Genomic DNA, 25,957 nt, shown 5'->3' with positions numbered 1-25,957 from the left:
CACCTGTGTAATTGACTGTGGATAACTCTTCCGGCGTATGCCGGGAGAGGTATCCCTCCCTGGGCGAATCAGTTCGCCCAGATCCGATCGACCGACAGCGTCGGCGTGAAGGCGCGCTGCGGGTCCCGAGGGTCCGGCCATCCCGGGAAGTCGAACACGGCCAGCATGAGCTGGAGCGGGTACTGCGGCGGCCCGTCCAGGATCCGCAGCACCCGGCCGTCCACCCGGAAGGTCGCGCGCTCGTCGTCCCAGTGCACCTCGTAGGCATGCGGTTCGGTCACGTCGATCGCCACGGGAACGCGCTCGAAATCCTCCGCGAGGTTCGGGTCCCGGAAGGCGTGGAACCCCATCCCGACCAGCGCCTCATCGTCGCCGGCGTCGCGACCGAACACCTCCATGACGCAGAGCTCACCGCTGCGCTCGGGCACGTCCTCGAAGCCGACCAGCCAGAGCGACGCCATCGACCGGGCTCCCAGATAGAGCGAGGCCCGCATCCCCACCGAGCCGCGGTCGGCCAGGCAGCCGCGGAACTCGTCCTGCGCCTCCCGGACCCGAAGCCCCTCACGATAGGGCTGCTGCCCGACGGTCGAGCCGACCGGTCCCGAGAAGTTGCCGCTCTGGAGCGCTGAGACACGGAGCGGCGGCTCGTGGTCTCCCCCGCACCAGCGGCCCTGCTGCGGCGGGATGCTCAACTCGAGGTGGGAGCCGTCGATCAGATAGGTCGCGCGGGTTTCGGCCAGCGAACTCCACGCGGGCAGGTAGTGCGGGAGCCAGACCTCTCGGTTCAGCTCCGGTTCGTCGAAATCGTCGAACACCGCTGGACCCTCATCCGGTGCGCGTCGCGTCGATGTGCTGCTCCAGCCACCAGGTGCTGCCCTCGTCGTCGGAGACCCAGCCGTCCCACTCGAACGAGTCGTCGGTGATGTTGGAGAAGTTCCAGCGGATCGGGCGCCCGTCCGTCTGCGTGCCGTCCTGCCGGATCCCGTCGCGCCGATATGGGGTGGCGACCAGGGTGCAGAAGTCGCCGGCCTCGGCACCGAACCAGCTCACCCGCCAGGCGCCGACGGTCGTGTCGTAGACGCGCACGGTCGACCCCCGGCCGCGGACTCCCTCCGGGTCGGAGTCGTCGCGGATGATCAGGACGTCTTGCACCGCCCGGCCGCCGAGCGTGTAGGCGAAGATCCACTCGTTCACCGACTCGCGCCACACCCCGGAGGCCTCGTCGAGGAGCCGGACGTCTGCCGTCCAGCTGCCGACCAGGCGGCCGAACAGCTGCATCCGCTGCGGATTGTGCTCCATCGGCCCGCTGCTGATCAGGGCCCGCGCGAAGGCCCGGTCGGTGGTCTCGCTCATGGTGTCCCTCTCGGTCGGACGACTCGGCTCAGGCGGGGCGACCCGCCTCAGTGGTGGAGACGTCGGTGCGGTGGAAATTCAGGTAGGAGCGGGATGCCGTCGGGCCGCGCTGCCCCTGATACCGCGAGGAGTACTCCGCCGAGCCGTACGGCCGCTCCGCTGCGGACGACAACCGGAAGAAACACATCTGGCCGATCTTCATGCCCGGCCACAGCTTGATCGGCAGGGTCGCCACATTGCTGAGTTCCAGCGTCACGTGCCCCGAGAAACCGGGGTCGATGAACCCGGCGGTGGAGTGCGTGAGCAGCCCCAGCCGACCGAGCGAGCTCTTGCCCTCGAGCCGCGCGGCGACGTCGTCGGGCAGGCTCACCAGCTCGAACGTCGAGCCGAGCACGAACTCACCGGGATGCAGGATGAACGGCTGGTCCGCATCCACCTCGACGAAGCGCGTCAGCTCGGGCTGGTCCTCGGCGGGGTCGATGAACGGGTACTTGTGGTTGTCGAACAGCCGGAAGAACCTGTCGAGCCGCACGTCGACGCTCGACGGCTGAACCATCTCGAGCTCGAACGGCTCCAGGCCGATCCGCCCGGAGCCCAGCTCGGCCTTGATGTCGCGATCGGAGAGAAGCACGCGGCCAGCCTAGCGGGTGGGTCCGTCCCGTTGGTCAGGGCTCGAAGTCGTAGAAGGCGAAATCGAAGAACTCTTCGCCCTTGTCGCCCTCCTCATCCCGCTCGTCGGCATCCGGCAGCCGTTCCATGCGGACGGCCGATGCGGACGTGATCAGGACTTTCACTGCCGCACGCGGCCGATTCGGCATGTCGACGAAGTCGCCTCCCGAGCGCAGAGCGGCTACGACGGCCCGCTCGAACGGGTCCGCGTCGTCGTCGGAGATCGCGTAGCGCGATCCGTTCACGTAGGCGAGGAAGGTCATACCAGGGAGGTCCTCTCGCACACGGCTCGGCCCGTGAAACGCCCACTGTACGCTCGTCCTGGCAGACCGCACGGAGGAAGTGCGTTGTGCGCCCCCGCCCCCGGACACCAGACTCGGTCGCGGAAGGGAGCGCACATGCACGTGACGACCTCCGATGCTGAATGATCAGCTTCCGCCGCTCATCGGCGGCATCCTCATCCTCATCGACCTGGCGATCCGAATCGCCGCGCTAATCATCGTGCCCAGGGACCGCAAGCCGACGGCTGCGATGGCCTGGCTGCTCGCCATCTTCCTGATCCCGTTCGTCGGCATCATCCTCTTCCTGCTCATCGGCAACGTGAAGCTCCCCAAGAAGCGGCGCGAGAAGCAGGCCGAACTCAACAGGATGATCGCCGGGCGGGCGGCGGACGTCGACCTGGCCGGCGACCGCTCCACGTGGCCCGACTGGTTCGCCGGTCTCGTGACGCAGAACCAGAACCTGGGGGCGCTGCCCGCTGCGGGAGGCAACAGCGCGACGCTCATCGGTGACTACACGACCTCGATCGACGCAATGGCGGCCGAGATCGACTCCGCCACCCGCTTCGTGAATGCGGAGTTCTACATCGTCTCGTTCGATGCGACGACGAAGGGCTTCTTCGCCGCGATGGAACGCGCCGTGCAGCGCGGAGTCGCCGTCCGCCTCCTGGCCGACTACGTGGCCTCGCGGCGAGTGGCCGCACACGAGGAGACCTTCGCCGAGCTGGACCGCATCGGGGTGACGTGGAGTTACATGCTCCCCGTCCGCCCCTTCCACGGCGAGTACCAGCGGCCCGACCTGCGCAACCACCGCAAGCTGCTCGTCGTGGACGGCCGGGTGGCGTTCATGGGGTCGCAGAACCTCATCGACCGCAGCTACAACTCCCCCAAGAACATCAAACGCGGGCTCCAGTGGCAGGAGCTGATGACGCGGGTGACCGGCCCGATCGTGACCGCAACCAACGCCGTCTTCCTGTCCGACTGGTACCTCGAGACGGGCGAGCTCCTGGGCGACGAAGCGAACCTCCGCGCCACGGATGTGCCAGCAGACCCGTCGCCGGACGCCCTGGTCTGCCAGGTGGTACCGAGCGGCCCCGGCTACGACGGCGAGAACAACCTGCGCCAGTTCCTGACCCTGGTCACCTCGGCGCAGCACGAAGTCATCATCACCAGCCCGTACTTCGTGCCCGACGAGGCGATGATGTACGCCATCACCTCGGCCTGCGAACGCGGCCTCGAGGTCCAGCTGTTCGTCTCCGAGATCGGGGACCAGGGCTCCGTCTGGCACGCCCAGCGCTCCTATTACACACCGCTGCTGAAGGCCGGCGTCCAGATCTGGCTCTACCCTGCCCCGTTCATCCTGCACTCCAAGCACCTGTCGATCGACGATGACGTGGCGGTGATCGGATCGAGCAACATGGACATCCGCTCGTTCGCCCTCAACTCCGAGGTGACACTGCTGGTGCGCGGCGCATCGTTCGTCGCCCAGATGCGGGAGGTCGAACAGGGCTACCGCGATGCCGGGCGCCGGCTCACTCTCGAAGAGTGGCAGAAGGAGCCCGCATCGGCGACGTTCCTGGACGGGGTGGCCCGCCTCACGTCTGCGCTCCAGTAGCCGCCCTCGTCCCGGCCCGGGTCGCCGGGGGCAGAAGCAGCGACGCGACCAGCCCGACGGCGCCGAGGACCGCGAGGACGGCCATCGCCGTGCCGTAGGCGGCTCCTCCTGCTGCCACGTTGGCCACCAGAATCGTGCCGGCGATCGCCGTCCCCAGCGTCGAGCCGAGGTTCGAGACGCTGCGGGAGAGCCCCGAGATCTCGCCCTGCGCGTTCTCGGGGAAGGCCGACTGGACGACATTCACCGACGGAGTCAGCATCAGTCCCAGTCCGGCACCGATCAGGAAGAGCCCGGGAACGAACGACCACTCGGTGGTGCTCCCCGCGACCAGCCAGATGAGCAGCAGCACTCCCGGCACGCAGAGGACGAAACCCGTGATGATGAGGGTGCGCTGCGCGAATCGCTTTGCGAGGCGGCCGGCGATCACCGACGTGAGCAGCAGGCCGACCGTCGCCGCGGTGAAGATGACCCCGGTCTCGATGGCGTTGTGGCCGCGCACCACCTGCAGATACGCCGACACCGTGAACGAGGTGCCCATCAGCAGCACCCACTGCAGGTTTTGAGTGACCAGCGCGATATTCGACACCCGATTGCGGAACAGGGAGGTGGAGAGCAGCGCCTCTTTGCCCGCGCGCTCCCGCCGCCGGATCCACCAGAAGAACAGCACCAGGATCAGGATGCCCGCGATCACGAGCGCCACCATCCACCCGACGCTGTTGTCCGCGGCCAGGATGCCCAGCACGAGCACGAAGAGGCCGAGCGCCGAGAGGATGGCCCCGACGGTGTCGAAGGGCCGGTCGGGCTGCGGCGGGATGGGGTCGGTGAGCCGCCTGCTGAGGAGCAGGATGACGACGATGATCAGCGCCTGGAAGAGGAAAGCGGCTCGCCAGCTGATGGCGGTCGTGATCAACCCGCCGATCAGCGGGCCTGCGGCAGCGCCCAGGCCGCCGAGTCCGCTGATGATGCCGAACGCCCAGGCGCGGGTCGCGATGTCGGAGAGGTAGACGGTGGTGAGGATGTACACCGGCGGGATCAGCAGCGCCGTGCCGATGCCTTCGAGGATGCTGTTCCCGATGATCAGCGCCCACAATCCCGGTGCGGCGGCGCTGACGAGTGCGCCCACTCCGTAGACGGCCAGCCCGATCGTGAAGCAGCGCTTGCGTCCGAATTTATCCGTGAGCTTCCCCGCCGGGATCATCAGCGCCGCCATGGTGAGCAGGAACAGGGTGATGCTCACCTGGATGCCTTGGACGGTCGTGTCGAGGTCCCGTGACATGTCGTTGATCATCACGTTCATGTTGGAGCCGGCGAAACTGCAGATGAACTGCGCCAGCGCGAGCGGGGCGATGAGACGGCGCACGCTCGCGCGGGACAGGCCCGCGGTCGATGCGGTCATGTCGACCTCCTCTCGCGCTGCACGATGGCACGCCGCGACGACCGTTGGGTAGAGGGCACAACTGCGTAGAGGGCGATCGGCCGGACGCCCTGACATTGTCACGCGGGATGCGGCTATGGAATGCTGGGCCCCGTGATCCTGTAGCAGTGATTCCTTTCCTCCCCGCGACCGCGGGTGAGTCGATCGATCCTGCAAACGAAGAGGTTTTCATGTCCACGTCCGATCACACCGTCGCGCCCACGGACTTCACCGTCGAGCCGCTCGTCGTCCCGTCCCGCATCGACGCACCGGATGCCTCCGACTTCATCGCCATGGCCGAGGTGCGGAGCGCCGTCGAGGCGGAGCTGCGCGGCCACACCGGCGACGTCATGACCGCAGCTGAGCTGCTTCCCGACTGGAGGGATGAGTCCAAGCAGATGGCGGGACTCGTCGCCAAGGTCGGCGGCGTCGTCGTCGCGCGAGGCAACCTGGCCTTGCCCGCCGGTGCCCCGGAGTGCTGGGGCGCGATCTCCGTCCTTCCCGAGTTCCGTGGCCGGGGTATCGGCTCCGCGCTCTACGGCCGTCTGGAGCAGCTGGCTCGGGATGCCGGCCGCTCCACCATTCAGAATCAGACCACCTATCCGGCGGGTGTCGAGGGTGATTCCGTCCCCGCGCCGACGGGCTTCGGATCGGTGCCGACCGCTCTCCCGTCCACCCGATTCCTGCGACGGCTCGGCTTCTCACTGGAGCAGGTCGGGAGAATCAGTGCCCTGCCCATGCCCCTCGCAGCGGACGTGTTCTCGGACCTTCTCCGAGAGGCTGTCACCGCCACCGCCGGCTACCGGGCGATCACCTGGCAGGGACGGACGCCCGAGGAGTGGGTCGAGTCCATCGCGCTGCTGCGCACCAGGATGAGCACCGACGCCCCCAACGCCGGCATCCAGGCGACGGACGTGTGGACGGCGGACCGCGTCCGGGCCGTCGATGACCTCCTGGAGGACAGCCCCCGCGTCACACTCACGTCGATCGTGGTCGACGAGGCGACGGGCCAGGCGGCAGGGTTCACGGAGCTTGATGTGTCGGCCGAGTCCGAACGGCCCGCGGAGCAGATGGACACGCTGGTCCTGCGCGAGCACCGCGGACACCGGCTCGGCATGCTGCTGAAGCTGACCAACCTCCAGGAGCTCGCGGCACGGTTCCCCGCCTGCGAGCGCGTGGAGACGATCAACGCCGAGGAGAACCGCCCCATGCTCGAGGTCAACGACGCGATCGGCTTCGCCGCGACAGCCTTCTCCGCGCGCTGGCGCAAGGTCATCGGGGGATGACGGCGGGCCGCGGCACCTGTGTCTAGTGCCACGGCGCGCCCGACCGGATACTGGGCACGTGGAAATTCTGCAGGTCGCCCAGCATGCCGACGACCTCGACCGTGCCGCGGCGTTCTACGAGAACCTGCTCGAGGAGGCGCCCGCCGCCCGCTTCGACCCACCAGGACTGCTCTTCTTCAACATCGGGATCGCTCGCCTGCTGTTGGACAAGGCGGCTCCGTCGGCGCTCGTGTACATCCAGGTGGACGACGTGGCGAGCCTCGTGGAGCGGTTGCGCGGCGAGGGCGTGAAGATCGTCACCGAACCGCACGTCATCTTCACTCATCTCGACGACACGATCGGCCCCGCGGGAAACGACGAGTGGATGGCGTTCATCGAGGACAGTGAAGGCAACACCGTCGGACTCGTGAGCTACGAGCCCCGGCACGACCCGTAGAGGATAGGCCGTCGACTCCGGTTGACGTTTTCTCGCCGTGCATGAATACTTAGGCGTATGCCTAGGTATTCGGATGAGCTGGATGCGGTGCTCCGCGCCCTCGCCGATCCGACGCGCCGGGCCATCGTCGAACGGCTGGTGCTCTCGCCGGCCGTCGTCTCGGAGCTCGCTGAGCCGTTCAGCATGGCACTCCCATCCTTCCTGCAGCACCTCGGCATCCTCGAGAAGGCCGGACTCATCACGTCCGAGAAGCACGGACGCGTCCGCACGGTCAGCCTGCGCCCCGGTGCGCTCGACGTGCTCCACCTCTGGCTGGGCGAGCAACGCACTCCGGCAGAACGCCAAGCCGACCGACTCGGCATCCACCTCACCCGCACCACCCCGAAGGAGTCCTGACGTGACCCGTGTACGCCTTGCCCTGTTCGCCTCACTGGACGGCTTCACCGCCGCCCCCGATCCACAATCCGACAACCGCATGGGCGACGACTGGGGGCGCCTGACGGCGGCCTACGCCGCGACCCGCACCTTCCGAGAGAAGATCTTCGGTGACACCAGCGGCGCCGGAACGACCGGCGTCGACGACGCGTACGCCGCCGCATTCTTCGAGGGAATCGGCGCGGAGATCATGGGCGCGACGATGTTCGGCCTACACGCCTACCCCGACGACCCGGACTGGAAGGGCTGGTGGGGCGACCGCCCGCCGTTCGGCACGCCCGTCTTCGTCCTCACCCACTCCGCACCGCGCCCGTCCATCCCGATGGAGGGAGGGACGACCTTCCACTTTCGCGACGCATCCATCGAGGACGTACTCGCCGAGGCCGGTGATGCCGCCGGCGGCCGGGACGTCCGCATCGGCGGCGGGATCGGCACCGCCCGCGACTTCCTCCGCGCCGGTCTCGTCGACGAGCTGCACGTGATGGTCGCACCGGTTCTCCTCGGCAGGGGAACGCGGGTCTGGGACGACCTGGCCGGCCTCGACCGCACCCACGCGGTGACGAGCGAGGTGGCCGAGAGCGGCACCATCCACGTCACCTTCACGCGGGAGGACACCCCATGACCATCGAACGTCGGCTCGCCCGCGCCGGGTTCACTCTGACCCGCGACTACCCGGTCCCCCTGGACCGCGTCTGGGCCGCTTTCGCCGAGGAGGACCAGAAGCTGGAGTGGTTCGGTACCGGCGAGGACTTCGACGCGGGCGAGTGGGCGTTCGACTTCCGTGTCGGCGGGCATGACATCGCCGAAGGTACGTTCCACAACGGCCCGGTCTCGCGCTACGTCGGCACCTACACGGACATCGTCGAGGGCGTCCGCATCGTCGCGACCTACGACATGTGGCTCGACGGCGAACACATGTCGACCTCGGTGGCGTCGTTCGAGTTCGAGCCGATCGAGGAGGGCACCCGCTTCACGCACGTCGAGCACGGCGTCTTCTTCGATCGGTTCTGGGCCGACGGCATCAACCGGGAGGAGGGCTCCCGGGGACTGCTCGACACCCTCGGCCGCCACCTCGCCGGGGAGTGAGTCGACGGCCGGGTTCGGCTCGTCAGGCCGCCGCTTCGAGGTACGCCTTCAGCGCCTCCACGATGTGCCGGGAGCCGTCGATCGTCTCCTGACCGTGGCCTCCCGAATGCACGAGCGTCACGACGCAGCCGTCGCCGTCGGGCTCGACCGTCCAGGTGAGCGTGCCCTGGTCGTCGCGGGCGCCGCCCCAGGTGGCGATGAACTCGTGGGTGTAGGAGCGCGGTGGATCGTAGGCCAGCAGCGTGCCCGTGATCTGCAGTTCGTCGCCGGCGTAGTACTCCAGGGGCTCGCCGACCTCCCAGCCGGTGCGCACTTCGGAGTCGAAGTACCAGCGCGCCGTATGGGCGGGGTCGGTGATCGCCTCCCACGCCGCCTCGGGTGATGCGTCGATCCGGATGCGGTAGACGCGATCCTCGGTCATGGTCTCTTTCCTTCCAGTTCTCGCTTGAGAGCGGTCAGCCCGGCAGCGGTGTGCGCGCCGAAGTCGTCGATCCAGCGCTCGGCAAGCTGCACGATGGGGACCGCGTTGAGGTAGCACAGCCGCTGCCGCCCGACCTTGCGGGTGATCACGAGGTCGGCCGCTTCGAGCACGTGGATGTGCTTGAGCACGACGTGGCGCCCGAGTGGCGCGACCCGCTCGGTGAGAGCCGCGATCGGTTGCCCGTCCTGCTCGCGAAGGGCATCGAGCAGCCGGCGCCGGGTCGGGTCTGCGATCGCCTGGATGACGTCGTCGGTGCTCATGCCGACAAGATAGGTGACTGTCGGGTCACCTGTCAAGAGGCTGCCAGGCGTCGAATCGACGGCGGTGCGGCCAGAAACGTCAGTCGTCGTCGAAGTCGACGTCCTTGCCGCGCAGTGCTGCGATCGCTTTGACGATCAGCTGGATCGCAGCGATGGCGATGAGGACGGACACGCCCAGCGCGAGCACCGGGTCGAGCCAGTAGAGCGCGTTCGTCGCCAGAATGATGGCCCCGGCGACTGCGATCGCCGCAGCGGCTGCCGCATCGGCCAGCGCATCGATGAGGACCGAGCGCATGTGCAGGTCCTCTCCCGCGGCAGAGCGGCCGAGGACGAACGCACCGGCCAGCATCACGGCCATCGTGATCACGCTGACGATCACCATCGGCAGACCCTCGACCGGTGGGGATCCTTCCCGCAGTCGGGAGATCGCCTCGATGGTCACCGTTACCGTGACAGCCAGCAGGAGGGTCGCGTTCACCAGCGCGGCGATCGCGATCGGTCTCTGAGCGTGCGGATGGTCGGGGTCACGGTCACGCAAAGCGATCGCGACCAGACCGAGCACGAGTGCGAAGCAATCGGCGACGGTGTCACCCGCAGCGGCGAGAACGCTGACCGAGTGCGCGAGCAGACCGGCGGTGACCAGTCCCACGATCAACGCCACGTTCAAGCCGAGAACGATCAGAATCCGGCGACGTTGACTCAGTCGCGGCAATGCCCCGGTTGGCAGGTTGGGCGCACGGGAACTCGTCTCGTCGGACACCCGACCATTGTTTCGGACTTCTAGACACGTGAGACACCGACCGCTAGCGTCAACGGCAGATGCTGGGTCCCGGTGTCAGCGTCAGGGGGAGATGCGGGAGGGGCGCCGAGCATGACCGACAACACCGCGCCTTCGGCGTCAGGACGCATTCGCCCCCTCGCCGGCCTGACCGTAAAGAACGCGCTCCGGGAGGCGACAGCGGGCATCACTCTCCTGGCCATAGCTGTGCCGTTGAACATCGGTTATGCGCAGATCGCCGGCCTGCCGCCGACTGCCGGTCTTTACGCGCTCGTGCTGCCGGGGATCGTGTGGGTGCTGTCGGTCTCCTCCCGGCAGCTGGTCGCGTCCCCCGATGCGGCGGCGGCAGCGTTGGTGGCCTCCTCGCTCGGAGGCCTTGCCGTGGCCGGCAGCGCGGACTACATCACTCTGGCCCTGGCTCAGGCGATCATCTGCGGTGGGATGTTCCTCGCGTGTTCTCTCTTCAGGCTCGGATTCTTGGCCGACTTCCTCTCCAAGCCGATCCTGATCGGCTTCGTCGGCGGCCTCGCCCTGGACATCCTGGTCTCCCAGGTGGCCAAGATGCTCGGGGTCAAGATCGACTCCGGCGGCGAGTTCGTGGACAAGCTCTCCGGGCTGGTCACCGGACTCGGCCAGGTGAACGTCTGGTCGTTGCTCATCTCGGTCGGCGCTCTGGCCATCCTGCTGGTGGGCCGTCGGGTGGCACGAGCCGTGCCCTGGGCGCTCGTGGTGCTCGTGCTTGCGACCGTGGTGGTGGTGCTCACCGGTGCGGAGAAGAACGGCGTCGCCGTCCTCGGGAAGATCGAGGCCGGCCTGCCCCGGTTCACCTGGCCGGTGCTGGACTGGTCCACGTGGCTCGCCCTGGTTCCCTCGGCCATCGCCCTGACCGTCGTGGCCATGGGTGAAGGGCTTCTCGTCTCCCGCTCGTACGGGGAGAAGCGCGCATATCCGACGCGCCCGAATCGTGAGCTGTTCGCCTTCGGTCTGAGCAATCTCGCCGCCGGAGCGACAGGCGGCTTCGCCGTGGGGTCCTCGACCTCTCGTACGGCCGCGATGGATCAAGCCGGCTCGCGCACGCAACTGCCGACGATCGTCACGGCGATCGGGACCCTGGCACTGCTGCTGTTCGGTACCGCGCTGCTCGAGCACATCCCGTCGCCCGCCATCGGCGCGATCGTCGCGGTCGCCGTGGTCCCACTGCTCGGCATCGCCGACTTCAGTGCCTTGTGGCGAGAGGACCGGTTCGAGTTCACCATCGGGCTCGTCTGCTTCCTGGTCACGTTGTTCATCGGATCGATTCCCGGGATCGCGGTCGCCTTCGTGCTCGCGCTGATCAACCTCACCCGCCGGGCCGCCGCTCCTGCGATCGACACTCTCGCCGCGGACGGCGATCCGAAGCACTCACTCCTCGATGCCGCTGCGCCCGGCGCTCCCACGGCACCGGGTGTGGTGGTGATACGGTTCGCCGCCCCCCTCTTCTTCGCCAACAGCGGGACCTTCGGACAGGCAGTCAAACGAGCCGTGCGCCTCGACCCCGCTATCGAGCACGTCGTCGTCGACATGGAAGCCGTCACGGATGTCGACGTCACCGGCGCGGATGGGTTCCGCAGCCTGCGGGAATGGCTCGACGACCGCAGTGTCGACCTCAGCCTCAGCAGGGTTCGGCCGGGGCTCGGCGACCGGATGCAGCACCTGGACCTGATCGACGGAGTGGCCGTCTATCGCACCAATCGCGAGGCGCTCTCGGCGCTGGCCTCGCTGCGAGCGGAGGGAGACGCACGTGCGGGTTCAGGCCAGCCTACGGAGGAGGGTTTAGACCGTGGGTGACGTGATCGGGGCGATCCTCCCCCTGGCTGTCGGCGTCGCCATCAGCCCGGTGCCGATCATCGCCGCCATCCTCATGCTCCTTTCCCCTCGAGCCAAGGGCACCAGCGTCGGGTTCCTGCTCGGCTGGGTGGCGGGCATCGTCGTCGCCGTCACCGTGTTCGTGCTCCTCGCCTCGGTCCTGCCGGAGAAGGACCCTGATGCCGCGCAGCCGATCGTCGGGGTGATCCAGATCGTCCTGGGCCTGTTGCTACTGCTGCTCGCGATCCGCCAGTGGCGTTCCCGACCGCACGCCGGGGAGGACCCACCGATGCCCACGTGGATGTCCGCGATCGACTCGATGAACGCCGGCCGCGGATTCGCGCTGGGCTTCCTGCTCAGTGCCGTGAACCCCAAGAACCTCCTGTTGGCTGTCAGCGCCGGTGTCGCGATCGGCACGGCGGGGCTGTCTGCAGGGGCGATCGTGGTGGCGGAAGCCATCTTCGTCATCATCGCTGCGATCACCGTCGCCGTGCCCGTGATCGGCTATCTCATCGCCGCCGATCGCATGCGTGGTCCGCTGGACGGGTTGCGCGGCTGGTTGCTGCGGAACAACGCAACCGTGATGGCCGTGCTGTTGCTGGTCATCGGGACGGTCCTGATCGGAAAAGGAATCGGGAGCTTCTGAGCGCCGGCAGCGGGAGCCAATGGCAACGACAACGCAACAGGAGAGGAACGGACATGGCGGTTGAAGTAGACCAGCATCGGGTATCGGTGGCGCCCACCGGACGCGGGCTGTCACTGGGGCGCGTGTTTCGCGCACCGTTCGCGACGGCGGAGTCCGTGGAGTCGGCCGCCCTCGTGGTCGGTTCCGGTGTCTTCGTGGTCGGTGCGGTCATCGCGGCTGCGGTCTTCTGGGGTCGGGAGCTTCCGATCTCGGGAACCGCCTCCCTGGGTCAGTTCATCGCCGTTGCGGGAGCGATCTCTGCGGCCGTCGTGTTCGCCGGCGCGCGGATCCTCCTCAGGACGCAGTCGGCCGATGGCGTTGACTCGACCGGAGGCACGGCGCTTCCGTTGAACGCCCTGGACATCGCCGCACTCGCGTTGGCGCACGGGCTGATCGCCCTGCTCGGCTGGACCGCGGTGGGTGATGTGATCGAACGCTGCTTCTCCGGGGCGGTCGTCTTCACCTTCCCTTCCGTCATCCTCGCCGGCGTGGCGCTGGCGATCACGGCGTATGTCACGTTCCTGTCCGCCGTCAAGATGACCGCGGTGCTGCTCTCGCTCGTGCTGGCGGTGTTCCTCGTCGTGGGCGTGTTCACCAGCATGCTGAGCGCATCCGACCCGCACTGGTGGAAGGAGAACCTCAGCGCTCTTGGAATGACCGACGACCTCTCGGCCCTCGCATTCAACCTGACCCTGATCGTCGCAGGAGTGATCGTGACGACGGTCGCCCACGCGGCGACCGCGGGAATGGCCGCTGGAGAACCGGCCGCCGCTCGCGGAAGGCGTCTCGTCCGGATCGGCTTGAGCCTGATCGGCGTGTTCCTCGCGTGCGTCGGAGTGTTCCCCGTCGACCGGTTCCTCGTCATCCACAACACCGTCGCCATGGGGATGGTCGGCCTGTTCGCAGCGCTCGCCATCGGACTGAGATGGCTGATTCCGCAGACACCCCACGTCTTCGTCTGGCTGGGGTACGTGTTCGTCGCGGTGATCGTGGTCGTGGGTGTGTTCTTCGCCACCGGCTACTACAACCTGACGGCCGTCGAACTGGTCGCGGCCATCGTGATCTTCGGCTGGATCATCCTGTTCTTGCGGACAGTCGGGACGTCGGGCGCCTCACACGTCGTGGCACAACCCGGCCCCCGTCAAACGGCGGGTTTGGCCAAAAACCATTGAGCGGGTAGTCTGGGCGGCAGCCTTACTTCCCAGTGTTTTACTGGGATTCCGGGCCGCGCGAGTGTAGTTCAATGGTAGAACTTCAGCTTCTACCACCCTGAATATCAGAAGGTCACACTCGGTCTCGTAAGCCCCGTTGATCTGGGCTTTTCCCACTATTGGCGTGCCCATGTGATCTCCGCAACACGCCGTGGATCACGCCCAAAGCGGTGAGTAAACGGTGAGCTACGCGAGCCCGGGGTCGGAGTCGCCGCGAACGTTGAACCGCTCAAGAACTGCTGTCGAGTCAGGCACCTGCACTACCCGCGGAAGGTAGGACTGCTCCGTCGTCGCGTACGTCGAGTGACCCAGCTGATGCTGTGCCCGCTCCAGGCCGACCGCGTCGCGGATCGCAGTTGCTACCGTCGCTCTGAACTCTTTGGGCACCCGCCCTTCGAATCGCGTTCCCTTCAACGCGGCGTGCCACTGGAGACGGAAGTTGTCTGGGATCCGCGGTGTCAGCGTCGATGACGGAAAGACCAGCTCCGAATACGATTCGACCCTCCGGCGCAGGAGCATCTTCCCGACGAAAGTGGGCAGGAACAGGCGGCGTCCGCCTCCGGTTTTCGTCTTGTTCTGAACGGCCCAGCGGCCATCGCGGTTCTTCGCCATCGTCCGGTGGATGTCGACCGTGAACGGCTGGATCGTGAAGTCGACGTCTTCCCACATCAGGGCGAATACCTCGCCGGGCCGGCAGCCGGTGCCGAGGAAGAAGTCGACAGGATCCGCCAGGTCAGTGCCTCGGCGCCGGCCGGATGCGTCCAGGCTTGAATCCCACCTGGCGAGGATCTCGCGCAGCTCGGCGACATCCTCGAGCGAGAAGGTGGCGACTTGGTGATCCGGCTCCTCGACGGGTGCGACGGATTTCATCGGGTTTGCTTCGATGGCATCGTGGCGGGCAGCCATCGCGAACATTCCTGTCAGCAGTACCACGGCAATACTGGCGTTCGAGTATCCGTTAAGCCGGGTGGTCTGCTTGATGAACCGGTCGAGCTTGGAGACGGACGCCTCTCGGATCATCCAGCCGCCGAGATTCGGGATGACGTATTTGTCGAGCACCGTCTCGTACCGGCGCAGCGTGCCGTTCGAGCGGGAGGTGTGACTGAACTCGTCCCACCATACGATCGCGAGGTCTGCGAGCCGAGTGTCCGGTCCGAGTTCGCCGTCGCCGAGCGGTTTGATGCGATCGCGCATTGCCTCGCGGAGGAGCGCCTCGGCCTTCTGCTTGGTGCTGCCGATACGCTCGATCTGTCGGGTGCGGCCGTCGACATCACGGTAGCGGGCGCGGGCGGCCCAGCGGCCTTGCTCGAGTATGCGGGTGGAGACGGCTCCCCAGGTCTCGGAGACGAGCGGAGGACGGGACATGATCACCGACCCCCGTTCTCGATGCGCGAGTCTGTCAGCCCTGTTCCGCCTACGCGGGTCTCGGCTGCAGATGCGGGAAACGGCGATCGGACGAGGTCAGCTGAATTCCGCTTGGGACTGCGCGTGGCCGTAATGGTACGCGCGGTACTCCGTTTCAGGCGAGCGCCATCGAGTCGCACGAAGGGCACGCACGCCGCCTCAGCGGTCAGTGCGGCGAGCCGTCCGATCTGCGTGAGCGGGTCAGCGGCGACCGCCCAACCGTCCACGGCGTACCGGCTCACCGTCTCGACGCACTCCCGCTTCTCCTCCGCCGAGGGGCTCGTCGAGCCGACCACCCCGACCAGTCCGCCCTGCAATTCCGGGCCCATGTTTCTCGTATCGATGGCGAATACCCGCATCGTGATCACTCCCCTGGTTGATCGACCCTTCTATGGGCCGGTGTCAAAGTGGTCTGCCGAGCCGGCGAGATCAGGTGGGGGCGTTTGTGCTGCCCTGCTCCTGATCGTTTTTCTTGCCGTTCCGGCACAAAGATCGAGAGCGGGCGGAAGCAGCGCAGTGCCCGGAGGGAGCGGTTGCTAAGCGCAGGGAGCGCAGCGAGTGGAGTCTGCAAAAAGCGAGCGAAGGGAACGGAGCTGGTGGAGCTCGCTATGATCGGCTGCCGGATCGGAAAGAAGACCTAGGAAGACAGCACGCCGGAGGCGTTCCATCCAGCTCAGGCAGCGCCGCCTCCGTGCGGCTCCATCTCCTTGGTCGGATCCGAGTCAGCGACCGCGGTGCCCAATTCGCCGACCATACGGATGAGAAGGCATTCGGAGGGCTAGTGGCGACGCTTCACGTTGGATCATCTTGTGAGCATGAGTGGGATAGCCGACAACAACGCGTTCTTGGCCAGGACGGACGACAGCGGGGCGTCGCTGTTGACGCTGCACTTCTCTCAGCAGGAGCGCATCGAGATCTTGCGACTTGCAGCTGCGCTCAAGACGACTCCCGAACAACTGATCCGACAGATCCTCCGCAGACATCTTCCTCACGATGTCGCCTGGTACAGACGGAACTGATCACATCCCTTGGCTGTGAGCGCCGCGGTCACCCCATGACCGAGTTCAGGTGACGGAACAGTTGCCGGGCGATATAGCGATTCAGGCTGCGTCGAATCTCGCGTTTGCTCTTGCCTTCGGCCAGCCGCCTGGCCAGATAGTCGCGGGTTGGAGGATCACAACTCATCCGGACCCGGGCGATCACGTCCAACGCCCGGTTCAACTGCCGATCGCCGTGCCGGTTCAAACGATGCCGGGTCGTGTTCCCGCTCGAGGCCTCCAGCGGAGACGCTCCGGCCAGAGAGGCGAACGCCGCCTCGCTGCGGACACGCCCCTGATGCGAATACGCGGTGACCACGATGGCGCCGGTGACGGCGCCGACTCCGAGCAACTGCTGCAACCCTGGCGCAAGCTCCTGAACATGCCCGGCCAACGCCGCCTGATTCTGCGCCAGCTCGGTGGTGAGCGCTTGGACCGAGACCGCCAGCCGACGCGCTTCCTGTCGGATCGTGACCATCGCGGCGTCCTCGGCTGAGCGCTGCCGCCAGCCGGCGACCTCCTTCACCTGGGTGTCAGTGAGCGGCTTGCGAACGTCGACGCCAAGATCGAAGCTGCGCAGCAGGGCGGTCAGCGCGTTCCGCTCGGCGGTGCGCCGGCTGTCCATCGCCTGCCGGGCGACCAGCAGCACTCGCAGCGCCGCGCGGAGTCCGTCCGATCGCGGGGTCGTCAGCCGCTCGACGTCGGAGGCCAAAGCGGTCCGGGCTGCGGCGATGGCGTCGATCTCGTCCGACTTGCCGAGCCCGGCACGAGCTGCCCTCTTAGGCGGTCGGACATCGCAAACGTCCACGCCAGCAGCGATCAGAGCTCGCCTGAGGCCCGAGCCATAAGAACTCGCGCCCTCGATCGCGACCAGGACGCGACCCTGAGCACGCCGTCGCATCCAAGCCAGTGCGCGGCTGAGACCGTTCGCCGTGGTCGGGAACGTCGCCGAATCGAGACGGCGCCCGGTGCCTGCTTCCAGCACGGCATAGGTGTGTGTCCGTGCATGCGTGTCGACGCCGACGACGTGGTCATAGTGATCAGCCACGGAGCTCACTTCGATGGTCCCCTTCCGATTGGCGAATAGAGCAGTTCGTCGGTCTGGAAGTGTTTCGAGGCGGAACTCTCATGAGTCACGCGAGCCGGTTCCCCGGGCGCGGACGACCTTCTATCAAGCCATCGGAAACGGACAAACCGACGCCCAGTTCAGCGCGCGGACAGATCGGTCGAAAGGCACCCGGGGCCATTTTTGTTTTGAGTCACGCGACGCCGAACCGGACGTCAGTCTGCCAGCCAGTCCCAGACCAACCGGTCTCATTAGAGTTTTTGTTTGCCTTCCGGCGGAGAGATCGAGAGCGAGTGGGAGGGGCGCAGTGCCGGGACCGTGGAATACCGGAGGGAGCGCAGCGAGTGAGGATATGCCGCGAAAGCCCGGCACGGAGAACCGGGAACGAGCTACGATCGGCAGCCGGAAAGACAAACAAAACGGCAAAGACGGCGCCGCCGGAGGCGGCTCAACGCCAACAGCGCCGGGGCGCCCCCTGCGGGTGGCAGTCGATCTCCGACGCCCCAGGCCCGCTTATTCCGGGTGAGATCGTCTGGGCCTAGTAGCCCGACGGCCAGCTGAAAGCGGACGGCGCCTCGACCGGTGTCCCCTTCTTCGCAACGACAATGTCGATGTCCTCGTGATCGGTCAACGGGATGGAACGGGGGTCGCCGCTGAAGGGCTTGCGGTTGACGTAGACGGCGACGGTCTGGCCGTCTTTCCCGTCGCGGTACGTACCGACCTGGCCGGTTCCGAGCTTCTGCTGCCATTCGTCGAACACCTGGCCGAGGGCGAACGAGGTGACCGTGGGGGATTCGACGTGGATGATGCCGGACGCGTCGTGCGTGTGAATCGGCGAGATTTGCTGCTTCGCAGCGTCGATCCCCAGGTCAGCCGGAACTGACACCGCCGCGCCGTCCACCGTGACGGTCAGATGCTGATGGATGTGCAGGGCGCTACCTTCCGCGGACAGCATCTGAAGGCCCGCGGCGTGGGCGCCCGATTCCACGTTCGCGGGCGCACCCCACGGCTCGCTGACTGCGTTCGCGGCCGATACCGGTGAGTGACCGCCTACGATTACGGCAGTCACGATCCCAGCGACCGCGAGCATGGCCACACCGGCCGAGGCACCGATCACCCACCGTCGTCGTCGAGCTCGTTGCTGCTCCTGAACCCGCAGCTCGGCGGCGCGCTTCTGGGCCGCGAGCCTGCGCTCGCGCTTGCTGGCGTCGTTCACTCTCACATTCAAGCAAGGTGAGACTGGAGGCGTTCCCTGCATGTGATCAGAAACACCTTCGAGTCCTCAAGCTTTCGCAGTCACGTTCGCCGTACACCAACGCCGGCCGACGGCACGGGACTGAGTCTCCCGATCAGCGGCACGCGATGCAGCACGATCAGGCCAACCCGGTTCCAGATTCCGGTGAAGAATACGGCAGCGGTGCATGCGACCAGAACCGAGCCGACGACATCGGTGAGGTAGTGGGCGCTGACATAGAGGCGGATGGCGGCCATGCCCGCGATGGCGATGACGCCGAGGACAGCGACGGGCAGATCCCAACGGGTGCGACGCGCCAGCACGTAGCAGGCGATCGCGTACGCGGCGATATAGGTCGTGTGGCCGCTCGGGAAGCTGTCGTGTCCGGCCTCTGCGAGCAGCGGGTGGTCGAGCAGCGCGGCAGCGGGGCGCGGCTCCGCGACGAGGAGCTTGAAGATCTCCGAGCACAGCCATCCGAAGGCGGCGAGGCCGGTGAACGCGAAGGCGTTGACGGGCGAACGGCGCACGATCAGCAAGAACAGGAACGAGACCACAAGGATCACGATGATCCCGGCCGGGGAGAAGATCGCGGAGAGGGCGACGCCGAGCCCGTTCAGCACCGGGTGCTGATGGTCGGTGAGCTCTTCGTCGAGGGCGAGTTCCGTCGGCAGGACGCCGGGAATCAGTTTGACAGCGAACCCCAGCAGCAGGATGAGGAGGGCGCCGATCAAGCTGACCAGCAGCCAGTGCCGCAGTTGCGGCAGGCGGGCCAGGCGCGTGCGGGGATCCCCGGATTCGTTTCGGTTCATGGCGCTCATTCGGTTGCTCCTGTATCGGTGGAGAGGATGCTGGCCGGCGCGTGGCCCCGCATCGCGTCGTAGACCATCTCCGCGTAGTCGGCCAGGACCTCCTCGCAGCGCCGAAGCCGCTTCTCGGCGGCGCCCCCTTCTGGAAGTTGGAGGATGTCGCGCTTCTTCAAATCCCGGTACCAGCGGCGCAGGCGATCGAGACTCTGTTCCTCTTCCTCCAGTTCGCCGAAGGTGAATTTGCGTTTCGCGATCTCGCGGGCGATTTCGTCCTCGTATTTGCCGCAGTCGGCCTGGAACTCGTTCCATTCATCGAGCCGAGCGGCAAGGAACGCGTCCTGGATGAGCGCTTTTCCGCTCTCCGTTCGAGGAGAGGCGTCGATGAGGGCGAAAACGCCCCCGCCCGCGCGGGTGAGCTCTTCGGCTCGTTCCAGCGATGCCCGGAAGGCGGGCGCATCTGGAACCGCCCATGCGCCTTGGGACACGGGAACGGCGCCGCCTTTGCGCAACTCGCGCCACACCGCAACCCGGTGCCGGGACGGCTCGGAGGGCAGCTGAACGAAGACCAGCACCCAACTCACACTCGCTGTCACGCAAGCGATCGTAATGGCTGTCACATGAGGGCACGCAGAGAGAACGATCCCCATTTGGGACGTCGTCACCAGTCTGCGTGTAACAGGCGTTACAATCGACCAGTGTCTCAACAGAAAGAAGGCCGTGCGCTGATCCCGCTCTATCTTGCGGGCTTTACCACGGCTTTCGGCGCCCACGGGGTCGCGACGGGCCTGGGTGTCGAGGCCGGTGGACTCGGTCTCTCTTTGCTGTCGTTCGGACTCATTCTCGCCCTGTACGATCTCGCAGAAGTAGTTCTGAAGCCGATCTTCGGCGCGCTCAGCGATCGAATCGGGGTCAAACCCGTCATTCTCGGCGGCCTGGCCCTCTTCGCACTCGCTTCGGCGGTAGCCATCGTCGCACCAACCCCGGCGGTCATCGCCCTCGCCCGTCTCGGGCAGGGTGCCGGTGCGTCCGCGTTCTCGCCTGCGTCCTCCAGCGCGGTCGCCCGTCTCGCCGGCAGCGAGCGCCTCGGTCGCTATTTCGGTCGCTATGGAGCATGGAAGAGCATCGGCTACGCGGCCGGACCCCTTCTGGGCGCCGCTCTCATCACCCTGTTCGGCATAGGCGCCCTGTACGGGGCCTTAGCGCTTCTGGCGGTCGGTACGGCCGTCTGGGCAGCATTCCGCGTTCCGTCGCTCCCCGTCCTCGCGCGACCCCGGTACACGGTTGCCGATCTGGTCCGGCAGACGACTGACCGCAGCTTCCTCATTCCGACGCTCGCACTGGCCGCGACCACCGCCCTACTCGGCGTGGCCGTGGGCTATCTTCCTCTCCTCCTTACCCGAAGCGGCATGGTTCCGATCGCCAGCGCGGCCGCCGTCGCAGCCATCGCGATCGCGTCCGCTGTCAGCCAGCCGCTCGCCGGACGACTTCGCGATCGAGGCCGCATCACCGTACGTGCGGGCGTCAGCACTGCCCTGGCGACGGGCGCCGTTGCGTCGCTACTCATGCTGTGGGGCCATCCAGCCGTGCTGTATGCGGCGGCTATCCTCGTCGGCCTGGCCGTGGGCGTCGCCACCCCGCTCGCATATGCGCACCTCGCTGCGACCACCCCTGAGGAGCGCCTCGGCCGGACAATCGGCAACGCCGAGCTGGGCCGTGAACTCGGCGATGCCGGCGGACCGCTCCTGGTCGGCGCACTCGGCTCCGCAATCGGCCTATCGGCCGGGATCGGAGCGCTCGCCCTCGTAACGGCGGCCGCGGCCACCACCGCCGCTGTGTCCTTCCGTCCGCAACCGACGGTCAGCGTCGACGGCGCTTCTTGACGCGGTCTTAGAGACCCAGAAGCACAGTGATAGAGACGACGCTCGCCACGCCTACCGGTTGAAAGTCGCAGTTAGCGGTGGACGGTGGCACCTAAACAAGGAGCAACGATGAAGGAGCGCTTACTCGACCTCGTCTTCCTCATCGGGGTCGTGTTCAAAGGAATCGACGGCCTACTGGAAACGATCGGCGGTATCTTCCTGCTCTTCGTGAGCCCCGCCCAGCTGATGTCCGCGACCAACGCCGTGACCGCCCAAGAGCTCTCCGAGGACCCCCACGATCTGATCGCCAACATCCTCATCCACGGCGTCGCGCATCTTCACGCCGGCGGCGAGCTGTTCGTCGCCGCCTACCTGGTACTCCACGGCGTGGTCAAGCTGGCGATCGTGACCGCCCTGCTCATCGGTTCCCGACGGGTCTACCCATGGGCAATGGCGGCACTCGGAGCATTCGTACTCTTCCAACTCTACGAGTTGGTCACGTCCCCCTCGGTCGGGGTCGTCATCCTGACGATCCTCGACGTCGTCATCATCTGGCTCACGTGGCGCGAGTGGCGACGCAACCGCGAACTACGCAAGACCTGGCGCGGAACCGTCGACTGGATCTTCCGCCGTCGCGCAACCAGCTGATCACCACCTCACTGGTTACAGCTCGACGACCTCGAATTCGAGGAGGTCGGCGCCGGTGGCGACAGGGTTGGATCCGCCGTGGGTCATGCCAGCCTGACCCTTGCGCCATTCCTGGTAGGCCTCTTCGCTAGCCCAGGTGCTGACGACGAAGTAGCGGTCCTCGCCCTTCACCGGGCGCAGCAGCTGGAAGCTCTCGAAGCCTATCTGCCGGTCCACGTCGTGGGCGCGGCCGGCGAACCGCGCCTCGAGGTCGGCGCCGCGCTCTGCGGGGACGTGAATGGCATTGATCTTCACAACGGACATGTGGTTCCTTTCTTCGCGGCGTGGTTCGGGTAAGTGGTCGGATGTGACCGGGGTGACGACGAAGTCGTCGAGATTGCGGAGCGCATTTCGCACTTGCAGGGAGGCATGCTCGGCCACATGGGTGGCGTCGTGGAGGCTTTGCGCGTTCGTGGTGATGATTGCCGAGCCGAGGAGCCGGTGGCCGACCCAGCGCAGTTTGACGTTCCGGATGCCGGTGACGCCGTCGCTGTGATCCAGCCCGTGCTCCACCTGTTCGATGAGCTGGGGGTCGACGGCGTCCATGAGGCGTGCGCCGATGGACTTCACGGTGCCCCACAGCAGGATCAGGATGGAGATCGCGATCAGGAGGCCGATGATCGGGTCGGCGATCGGGAAGCCCAGCAGCACCCCGATTGCACCCAGAACGACCGAGAGGGAGGTGATCCCGTCGAGGCGGGCGTGCACGCCGTCAGCGACGAGCGCGGCGGAGCCGATTTTCCGGCCGACGCGGATGCGGTAGATGGCGACGAGCTCGTTGCCGGCGAAGCCGATCAGACCGGCGGCGATCAGCCACCAGGCGTTTTGCACCGCCTGGGGATGGATGAATCGGCTGATCGCCTCCCAGCCCGCCACCACTGCGGAGAGCGCGACCACGAAGACGATGAAGAGTCCGGCGAGGTCTTCGGCCCGACCGTAGCCGAAGGTGTAGCGCCGCGTAGCAACGCGTCGGCCGATGACGAACGCGATCCACAGCGGCACCGCGGTCAGCGCGTCGGCGAAGTTATGGATGGTGTCGGCGAGCAGCGCGACCGAAGCCGTGAACAGCACGAACCCGAACTGAAGGATGGTCGTGCCTAGCAGGATGAACATCGAGACCTTGACGGCGGTGACGCCGGCCTTGCTCGCCTCGAGCGCGTCATCGACCGAATCGGCGGCGTCGTGCGTGTGCGGGACGAACAGGTCGTAGAGGAAGCCCTTCACCCCTCCGTGCGGGTGCGAGTGCCCGTGCTCGTGGTCGTGGCCGTGGCCGTGATCGTGGCCGTGGCCATGCTCATGAGCGTGGCTGCGGCCGTGCTCGCCGTCGCCGTTCGGGTGGGAGTGCCCGTGGCCGTCGTGCTGGTGGGTGTGCGTGTCGCTCATGCATTGACTTCCTCGGCTGCTGCCGCCGCGGTGTGGTGGTGGCGCGGGGTGCCTCCCAGGGAGTGCTCTGCCTGGAAGATCGCATCGGTCACCAGCCGGCTCGTGTGCTCGTTCTCCAGCCGGTAGAAAACGCGTTGACCGTCTTGCCTCGTCGATACAATTCGGGCGAGACGCAGCTTCGCCAGGTGCTGCGACACCGCCGACGGCTGCTTGTCGAGGATGTCCGCCAGGTGGTTCACGGAAAGCTCGCCGGCATCCTTCAATGCCAGGACGATTCGCACTCGCGTCGCATCGGCCAGCATCCCGAAGACTTCGACGGCGAGTTCGACGAACTGGCTGTCGGGAAGGCACCCGCAAATCGGCTTATCTGCATCCATGCGCAGATTATAAGCACCCGTACCGCCAGGCCGACAATTCCGGCCAGCAGCCACTAGGGCCTGAGCAGCTTCCGGGGACGCCGCAGGGTCGGAGCTGCTCGGCGGGAAGTTACCGGAGGGCAGCGATCAGCGCCCTCGGGCTTCAGACGGAGGGTGCTCGCCGATGGGCCGGAGCCGTCCGGGCCCGGCCCATCATGGCCACGCAGTGACGCTTGCCGCGAAACCCCTCAGGCCGCGCTGGCCTCGGACGACGTGACAGGTCGGTTGGATGTCCGCATGGTCAGCAGCACCACGACGGCACCGACAACCGCGATGATCGCTGCACCCAGGAAGGCGGCCGAATACCCGCTCGTCAGCGCGGCCGTGGTTGCATCTCCGCGGGTGATGCCGGCGGCAATCGCGGTGAGGATGGCGAGACCGAGGGCGGAGCCGACCTGGTAACTGGTGCTGACCAGGCCCGAGGCCACTCCCGTTTCGGTGGGCGGAGCTGCGGCGATGGCTGTTCCCAGTGAAGGAACGAAGGTCAGCGCCATGCCAAGTGCAGCGACCAGGGAGGCCGGAAGGACGTCCACGGTGTAGGTGCCATCCGGGCGGGCGAAGGCGAGCCATCCGAGCCCCAGTCCGAGCAGCAGCAGACCGGCCACGATCATCGGCTTCGCTCCGAGACGAGCCTGGAGGCGGGGCGCGAGCACGATCATGCCGAGCACGATGAGGCCGGTCATTGGCAGCAGGGCTGCGCCGGCAGCGAATGCCCCGGCACCGAGAACCTGCTGCAGGTAGAGGTTCAGGAAGAACCACATCGAGACCCAGGCGGCACCTAGCAGCAGCTGGGCTGCGTTGGCTGCGCCCAGCTGCGGGGCCCGCAGAAGGCGCAGGTTTAGCAGCGGGTGACGAGAGCGCGTCTGGATCAGGAAGAACATGGCCAGCAACACTGCTCCCGCGGCCAGAAGCAGCAGGGTCGGGGCGCTGAACCATCCGATCTCCGGTGCACGAACGACGGCGTAGACCACTGCCGCCAACCCAGCAGTCACGGTCACGGCTCCGGCAACATCGATCGACCCGCCGGCGCGGCGCTCGGTTCGAGGGAGGGAGATGGCGGTGAAGGCGAGGACGAGCGCGGCGATCGGAACGGTGATGTAGAACACCCACGGCCAGCTGGCGTACTCGGTGAGGACTCCGCCAAGGAAGACACCAGCGGTGCCGCCGATCGGTGCCGCTGCGCCGTAGACGGCGAAGGCCCTGGGAAGGTCGGCCGTGTCGCCGAAGAGCATCATCAGCAGCGTGAGAGCCGCCGGCGCGATCAACGCTGCACCTGCGCCCTGGACTGCACGGCCAGCGACTTCCACTCCCGCGTTCCCGGCGGCGCCCGCCATGACGGAGCCTGCGATCAATACCAGCCAGCCGGTGACGAAAACCTTTCGGGCGCCGAGGAGATCCGCCAATCGACCACCGAGCAGTAGAAGACCGCCGAAGGCGATCACATAGGCGTTGAACACCCACGACAGCGACTCCGGCGAGAAGCCGAGCTCGCGCTGAAGGTCCGGGAGAGCGACACCGATGATCGAGGTGTCCATGATGACGACGAACTGGGCGGCGGCGATGAGTATTAGGCCGAACCACCGCCGCCCGTGAAGGCTTGGCGAGATAGAAGACATGGGGTTCCTTCGCTTGACAATCCGGTATACCCGGTAGGGGTACCAGATATACCGGAGGGGGGTATGCGTGTCAAGCAATAGCCGCGGGGCGATTGGGCGACTCGGCGGCACTCCCCGGCGACGGCCTCTTCGCCAGGCGACTATCCGATAGCCTCAAGCAACTCGGCGCAAGCCCGTTCGCAGCGCTGGCACACTTCGGCGCAGATCCGGCAGTGCTCGTGCATCTCGGCGTGCTTCTCGCACTCGCCCGCACAGGCTCGGCAAGCGGTGCGGCAGGACTCGAGCGCAGTCCGGGTGACGTTTGCGTCGTAGCCGGTGTGGCGCGACAGAACGTTGGCGGTCGAGGCGCAGATGTCTGCGCAGTCGAGATCCGTTCGGATGCACTTAGTGAGTTCGGCGACCATCTCCTCACTGAGGCATGCATCAGCACAGGCCGTGCACGCCTGGGCACACTCGACGCACGCCTCAACGCACGCGCCGAGTTTGTCGCGGTCTACGCCTCCCAGATCCGCCGGATAGGTCTCGAGCATTCGCGTTGCGGTCGACATGATGACTGCCCTGTCTCTTCGTTGACCCCGCCCGTGGACGCGACGGTACCCGCCGCCCCACCGTTTTCC

At 66.7% G+C, this 25,957-nt stretch carries 28 protein-coding genes and 1 pseudogene; 11 read left to right on the top strand and 18 right to left on the bottom strand.

What is annotated here, in order from left to right:
- Positions 1-68: 68 nt before the first annotated feature.
- From P3F85_RS00385 to P3F85_RS00370, 4 genes are read right to left on the bottom strand one after another with little or no spacing between them, the layout of a single operon-like run.
- Positions 69-815, bottom strand: a complete 747-nt coding sequence (locus tag P3F85_RS00385; protein WP_374009287.1) for a glycoside hydrolase family 16 protein — start codon at positions 813-815, stop codon at positions 69-71.
- 10 nt (positions 816-825) lie between these two features.
- The gene (locus P3F85_RS00380) at positions 826-1,353 is read right to left on the bottom strand and encodes a hypothetical protein (RefSeq protein WP_374009286.1); all 528 of its coding nucleotides are present in this window, start codon (positions 1,351-1,353) and stop codon (positions 826-828) included.
- A 28-nt stretch (positions 1,354-1,381) separates the two neighbouring features.
- Positions 1,382-1,984 (bottom strand): dCTP deaminase, encoded by a 603-nt coding sequence (gene dcd / locus P3F85_RS00375; RefSeq protein ID WP_374009285.1) that lies wholly within the window; start codon positions 1,982-1,984, stop codon positions 1,382-1,384.
- Between the two features lie 34 nt (positions 1,985-2,018).
- On the bottom strand, positions 2,019-2,285 hold the full coding sequence (locus P3F85_RS00370; protein ID WP_374009284.1) for a hypothetical protein: 267 nt from the start codon (positions 2,283-2,285) through the stop codon (positions 2,019-2,021).
- A 154-nt stretch (positions 2,286-2,439) separates the two neighbouring features.
- Here P3F85_RS00370 and cls point away from each other — a divergent pair, with 154 nt between their 5' ends.
- Positions 2,440-3,915, top strand: coding sequence for a cardiolipin synthase (cls, locus tag P3F85_RS00365; RefSeq protein WP_374009283.1), 1,476 nt, complete (start codon positions 2,440-2,442; stop codon positions 3,913-3,915).
- On the opposite strand, the gene P3F85_RS00360 is transcribed toward cls, so the two are convergent.
- Positions 3,896-5,311: an MFS transporter gene (locus tag P3F85_RS00360; RefSeq protein WP_374009282.1), complete on the bottom strand. Its 1,416-nt coding sequence runs from the start codon at positions 5,309-5,311 to the stop codon at positions 3,896-3,898. The genes cls and P3F85_RS00360 overlap by 20 nt on opposite strands.
- A gap of 209 nt (positions 5,312-5,520) precedes the next feature.
- On the opposite strand from P3F85_RS00360, the gene P3F85_RS00355 reads away from it, so the two are divergent.
- The 5 genes from P3F85_RS00355 to P3F85_RS00335 are packed head-to-tail and all read left to right on the top strand — an operon-like array spanning position 5,521 to position 8,572.
- Positions 5,521-6,615, top strand: coding sequence for a GNAT family N-acetyltransferase (locus tag P3F85_RS00355; protein ID WP_374009281.1), 1,095 nt, complete (start codon positions 5,521-5,523; stop codon positions 6,613-6,615).
- A gap of 58 nt (positions 6,616-6,673) precedes the next feature.
- Positions 6,674-7,051 (top strand): VOC family protein, encoded by a 378-nt coding sequence (locus P3F85_RS00350; protein WP_374009280.1) that lies wholly within the window; start codon positions 6,674-6,676, stop codon positions 7,049-7,051.
- A 57-nt stretch (positions 7,052-7,108) separates the two neighbouring features.
- Entirely contained in the window at positions 7,109-7,447 is a 339-nt protein-coding gene (locus P3F85_RS00345; protein ID WP_374009279.1) for an ArsR/SmtB family transcription factor, read from the top strand.
- Between the two features lies 1 nt (position 7,448).
- On the top strand, positions 7,449-8,108 hold the full coding sequence (locus tag P3F85_RS00340) for a dihydrofolate reductase family protein (protein WP_374009278.1): 660 nt from the start codon (positions 7,449-7,451) through the stop codon (positions 8,106-8,108).
- Complete coding sequence (locus tag P3F85_RS00335; protein ID WP_374009277.1) at positions 8,105-8,572, top strand: SRPBCC domain-containing protein; 468 nt, start codon at positions 8,105-8,107, stop codon at positions 8,570-8,572. The genes P3F85_RS00340 and P3F85_RS00335 overlap by 4 nt, the downstream gene beginning before the upstream one ends.
- A 22-nt stretch (positions 8,573-8,594) precedes the next feature.
- Here the strand turns inward: P3F85_RS00335 and P3F85_RS00330 are convergent, their stop codons facing one another.
- The 3 genes from P3F85_RS00330 to P3F85_RS00320 form a co-directional block, all read right to left on the bottom strand.
- Positions 8,595-8,993: an SRPBCC domain-containing protein gene (locus tag P3F85_RS00330; RefSeq protein WP_374009276.1), complete on the bottom strand. Its 399-nt coding sequence runs from the start codon at positions 8,991-8,993 to the stop codon at positions 8,595-8,597.
- Positions 8,990-9,313, bottom strand: a complete 324-nt coding sequence (locus P3F85_RS00325; RefSeq protein WP_374009275.1) for an ArsR/SmtB family transcription factor — start codon at positions 9,311-9,313, stop codon at positions 8,990-8,992. The genes P3F85_RS00330 and P3F85_RS00325 overlap by 4 nt, the downstream gene beginning before the upstream one ends.
- A 79-nt stretch (positions 9,314-9,392) precedes the next feature.
- Entirely contained in the window at positions 9,393-9,974 is a 582-nt protein-coding gene (locus tag P3F85_RS00320) for a cation diffusion facilitator family transporter (protein WP_374009274.1), read from the bottom strand.
- A gap of 210 nt (positions 9,975-10,184) precedes the next feature.
- Here P3F85_RS00320 and P3F85_RS00315 point away from each other — a divergent pair, with 210 nt between their 5' ends.
- The 3 genes from P3F85_RS00315 to P3F85_RS00305 all read left to right on the top strand — a co-directional run bounded on the left by P3F85_RS00315 (position 10,185) and on the right by P3F85_RS00305 (position 13,793).
- Complete coding sequence (locus P3F85_RS00315; protein ID WP_374009273.1) at positions 10,185-11,918, top strand: SulP family inorganic anion transporter; 1,734 nt, start codon at positions 10,185-10,187, stop codon at positions 11,916-11,918.
- Positions 11,911-12,582, top strand: a complete 672-nt coding sequence (locus P3F85_RS00310) for a GAP family protein (protein WP_374009272.1) — start codon at positions 11,911-11,913, stop codon at positions 12,580-12,582. The genes P3F85_RS00315 and P3F85_RS00310 overlap by 8 nt, the downstream gene beginning before the upstream one ends.
- A 122-nt stretch (positions 12,583-12,704) precedes the next feature.
- Positions 12,705-13,793, top strand: a complete 1,089-nt coding sequence (locus P3F85_RS00305; protein ID WP_374009271.1) for a hypothetical protein — start codon at positions 12,705-12,707, stop codon at positions 13,791-13,793.
- A 225-nt stretch (positions 13,794-14,018) separates the two neighbouring features.
- On the opposite strand, the gene P3F85_RS00300 is transcribed toward P3F85_RS00305, so the two are convergent.
- The 5 genes from P3F85_RS00300 to P3F85_RS00280 form a co-directional block, all read right to left on the bottom strand.
- Entirely contained in the window at positions 14,019-15,197 is a 1,179-nt protein-coding gene (locus P3F85_RS00300) for a tyrosine-type recombinase/integrase (RefSeq protein ID WP_374010971.1), read from the bottom strand.
- A 1,086-nt stretch (positions 15,198-16,283) separates the two neighbouring features.
- The gene (locus tag P3F85_RS00295; protein WP_374009270.1) at positions 16,284-17,330 is read right to left on the bottom strand and encodes an IS110 family transposase; all 1,047 of its coding nucleotides are present in this window, start codon (positions 17,328-17,330) and stop codon (positions 16,284-16,286) included.
- Positions 17,331-17,877: 547 nt separating this feature from the next.
- Complete coding sequence (locus P3F85_RS00290) at positions 17,878-18,555, bottom strand: hypothetical protein (RefSeq protein ID WP_374009269.1); 678 nt, start codon at positions 18,553-18,555, stop codon at positions 17,878-17,880.
- 80 nt (positions 18,556-18,635) lie between these two features.
- Positions 18,636-19,382 carry a phosphatase PAP2 family protein gene (locus P3F85_RS00285; protein ID WP_374009268.1) on the bottom strand — a complete coding sequence of 249 codons (747 nt, stop codon included), beginning with the start codon at positions 19,380-19,382 and terminating at the stop codon, positions 18,636-18,638.
- 5 nt (positions 19,383-19,387) lie between these two features.
- Positions 19,388-19,972, bottom strand: coding sequence for a Chromate resistance protein ChrB (locus P3F85_RS00280; protein ID WP_374009267.1), 585 nt, complete (start codon positions 19,970-19,972; stop codon positions 19,388-19,390).
- A 102-nt stretch (positions 19,973-20,074) separates the two neighbouring features.
- Between P3F85_RS00280 and P3F85_RS00275 the strand changes: the two genes are divergently transcribed.
- Complete coding sequence (locus tag P3F85_RS00275) at positions 20,075-21,259, top strand: MFS transporter (RefSeq protein ID WP_374009266.1); 1,185 nt, start codon at positions 20,075-20,077, stop codon at positions 21,257-21,259.
- A gap of 108 nt (positions 21,260-21,367) precedes the next feature.
- The gene (locus P3F85_RS00270) at positions 21,368-21,886 is read left to right on the top strand and encodes a DUF2127 domain-containing protein (RefSeq protein ID WP_374009265.1); all 519 of its coding nucleotides are present in this window, start codon (positions 21,368-21,370) and stop codon (positions 21,884-21,886) included.
- A 15-nt stretch (positions 21,887-21,901) separates the two neighbouring features.
- Here P3F85_RS00270 and P3F85_RS00265 read toward each other — a convergent pair whose 3' ends face one another.
- The 5 genes and pseudogenes from P3F85_RS00265 to P3F85_RS00245 all read right to left on the bottom strand — a co-directional run bounded on the left by P3F85_RS00265 (position 21,902) and on the right by P3F85_RS00245 (position 25,888).
- Positions 21,902-22,189 carry an antibiotic biosynthesis monooxygenase gene (locus P3F85_RS00265; protein WP_374010970.1) on the bottom strand — a complete coding sequence of 96 codons (288 nt, stop codon included), beginning with the start codon at positions 22,187-22,189 and terminating at the stop codon, positions 21,902-21,904.
- A 147-nt stretch (positions 22,190-22,336) separates the two neighbouring features.
- Positions 22,337-23,038, bottom strand: a pseudogene (locus P3F85_RS00260) (cation diffusion facilitator family transporter); the annotation flags it as partial.
- 266 nt (positions 23,039-23,304) lie between these two features.
- Positions 23,305-23,685, bottom strand: a complete 381-nt coding sequence (locus P3F85_RS00255; protein ID WP_374009264.1) for an ArsR/SmtB family transcription factor — start codon at positions 23,683-23,685, stop codon at positions 23,305-23,307.
- A 227-nt stretch (positions 23,686-23,912) separates the two neighbouring features.
- The gene (locus tag P3F85_RS00250; RefSeq protein WP_374009263.1) at positions 23,913-25,340 is read right to left on the bottom strand and encodes an MFS transporter; all 1,428 of its coding nucleotides are present in this window, start codon (positions 25,338-25,340) and stop codon (positions 23,913-23,915) included.
- A 140-nt stretch (positions 25,341-25,480) separates the two neighbouring features.
- On the bottom strand, positions 25,481-25,888 hold the full coding sequence (locus tag P3F85_RS00245; RefSeq protein ID WP_374009262.1) for a four-helix bundle copper-binding protein: 408 nt from the start codon (positions 25,886-25,888) through the stop codon (positions 25,481-25,483).
- Positions 25,889-25,957: the final 69 nt, after the last annotated feature.

Source organism: Leifsonia sp. T36S-04 (assembly GCF_042465655.1).
GTDB lineage: Bacteria > Actinomycetota > Actinomycetes > Actinomycetales > Microbacteriaceae > Leifsonia.
Note: the sequence above shows the minus strand (reverse complement) of the source record. Positions and strands in the feature narration are given on the sequence as shown.

What these genes read in the sequence shown, in the direction of transcription:
- P3F85_RS00380 (WP_374009286.1), bottom strand. Translation starts at nt 1,353, where the DNA reads ATGAGCGAGACCACCGACCGGGCCTTCGCGCGGGCCCTGATCAGCAGC.
- P3F85_RS00370 (WP_374009284.1), bottom strand. Translation starts at nt 2,285, where the DNA reads ATGACCTTCCTCGCCTACGTGAACGGATCGCGCTACGCGATCTCCGAC.
- cls (WP_374009283.1), top strand. Translation starts at nt 2,440, where the DNA reads ATGCTGAATGATCAGCTTCCGCCGCTCATCGGCGGCATCCTCATCCTC.
- P3F85_RS00360 (WP_374009282.1), bottom strand. Translation starts at nt 5,311, where the DNA reads ATGACCGCATCGACCGCGGGCCTGTCCCGCGCGAGCGTGCGCCGTCTC.
- P3F85_RS00355 (WP_374009281.1), top strand. Translation starts at nt 5,521, where the DNA reads ATGTCCACGTCCGATCACACCGTCGCGCCCACGGACTTCACCGTCGAG.
- P3F85_RS00345 (WP_374009279.1), top strand. Translation starts at nt 7,109, where the DNA reads ATGCCTAGGTATTCGGATGAGCTGGATGCGGTGCTCCGCGCCCTCGCC.
- P3F85_RS00335 (WP_374009277.1), top strand. Translation starts at nt 8,105, where the DNA reads ATGACCATCGAACGTCGGCTCGCCCGCGCCGGGTTCACTCTGACCCGC.
- P3F85_RS00330 (WP_374009276.1), bottom strand. Translation starts at nt 8,993, where the DNA reads ATGACCGAGGATCGCGTCTACCGCATCCGGATCGACGCATCACCCGAG.
- P3F85_RS00325 (WP_374009275.1), bottom strand. Translation starts at nt 9,313, where the DNA reads ATGAGCACCGACGACGTCATCCAGGCGATCGCAGACCCGACCCGGCGC.
- P3F85_RS00315 (WP_374009273.1), top strand. Translation starts at nt 10,185, where the DNA reads ATGACCGACAACACCGCGCCTTCGGCGTCAGGACGCATTCGCCCCCTC.
- P3F85_RS00300 (WP_374010971.1), bottom strand. Translation starts at nt 15,197, where the DNA reads ATGTCCCGTCCTCCGCTCGTCTCCGAGACCTGGGGAGCCGTCTCCACC.
- P3F85_RS00285 (WP_374009268.1), bottom strand. Translation starts at nt 19,382, where the DNA reads ATGAACCGAAACGAATCCGGGGATCCCCGCACGCGCCTGGCCCGCCTG.
- P3F85_RS00270 (WP_374009265.1), top strand. Translation starts at nt 21,368, where the DNA reads ATGAAGGAGCGCTTACTCGACCTCGTCTTCCTCATCGGGGTCGTGTTC.
- P3F85_RS00265 (WP_374010970.1), bottom strand. Translation starts at nt 22,189, where the DNA reads ATGTCCGTTGTGAAGATCAATGCCATTCACGTCCCCGCAGAGCGCGGC.
- P3F85_RS00255 (WP_374009264.1), bottom strand. Translation starts at nt 23,685, where the DNA reads ATGGATGCAGATAAGCCGATTTGCGGGTGCCTTCCCGACAGCCAGTTC.
- P3F85_RS00250 (WP_374009263.1), bottom strand. Translation starts at nt 25,340, where the DNA reads ATGTCTTCTATCTCGCCAAGCCTTCACGGGCGGCGGTGGTTCGGCCTA.
- P3F85_RS00245 (WP_374009262.1), bottom strand. Translation starts at nt 25,888, where the DNA reads ATGTCGACCGCAACGCGAATGCTCGAGACCTATCCGGCGGATCTGGGA.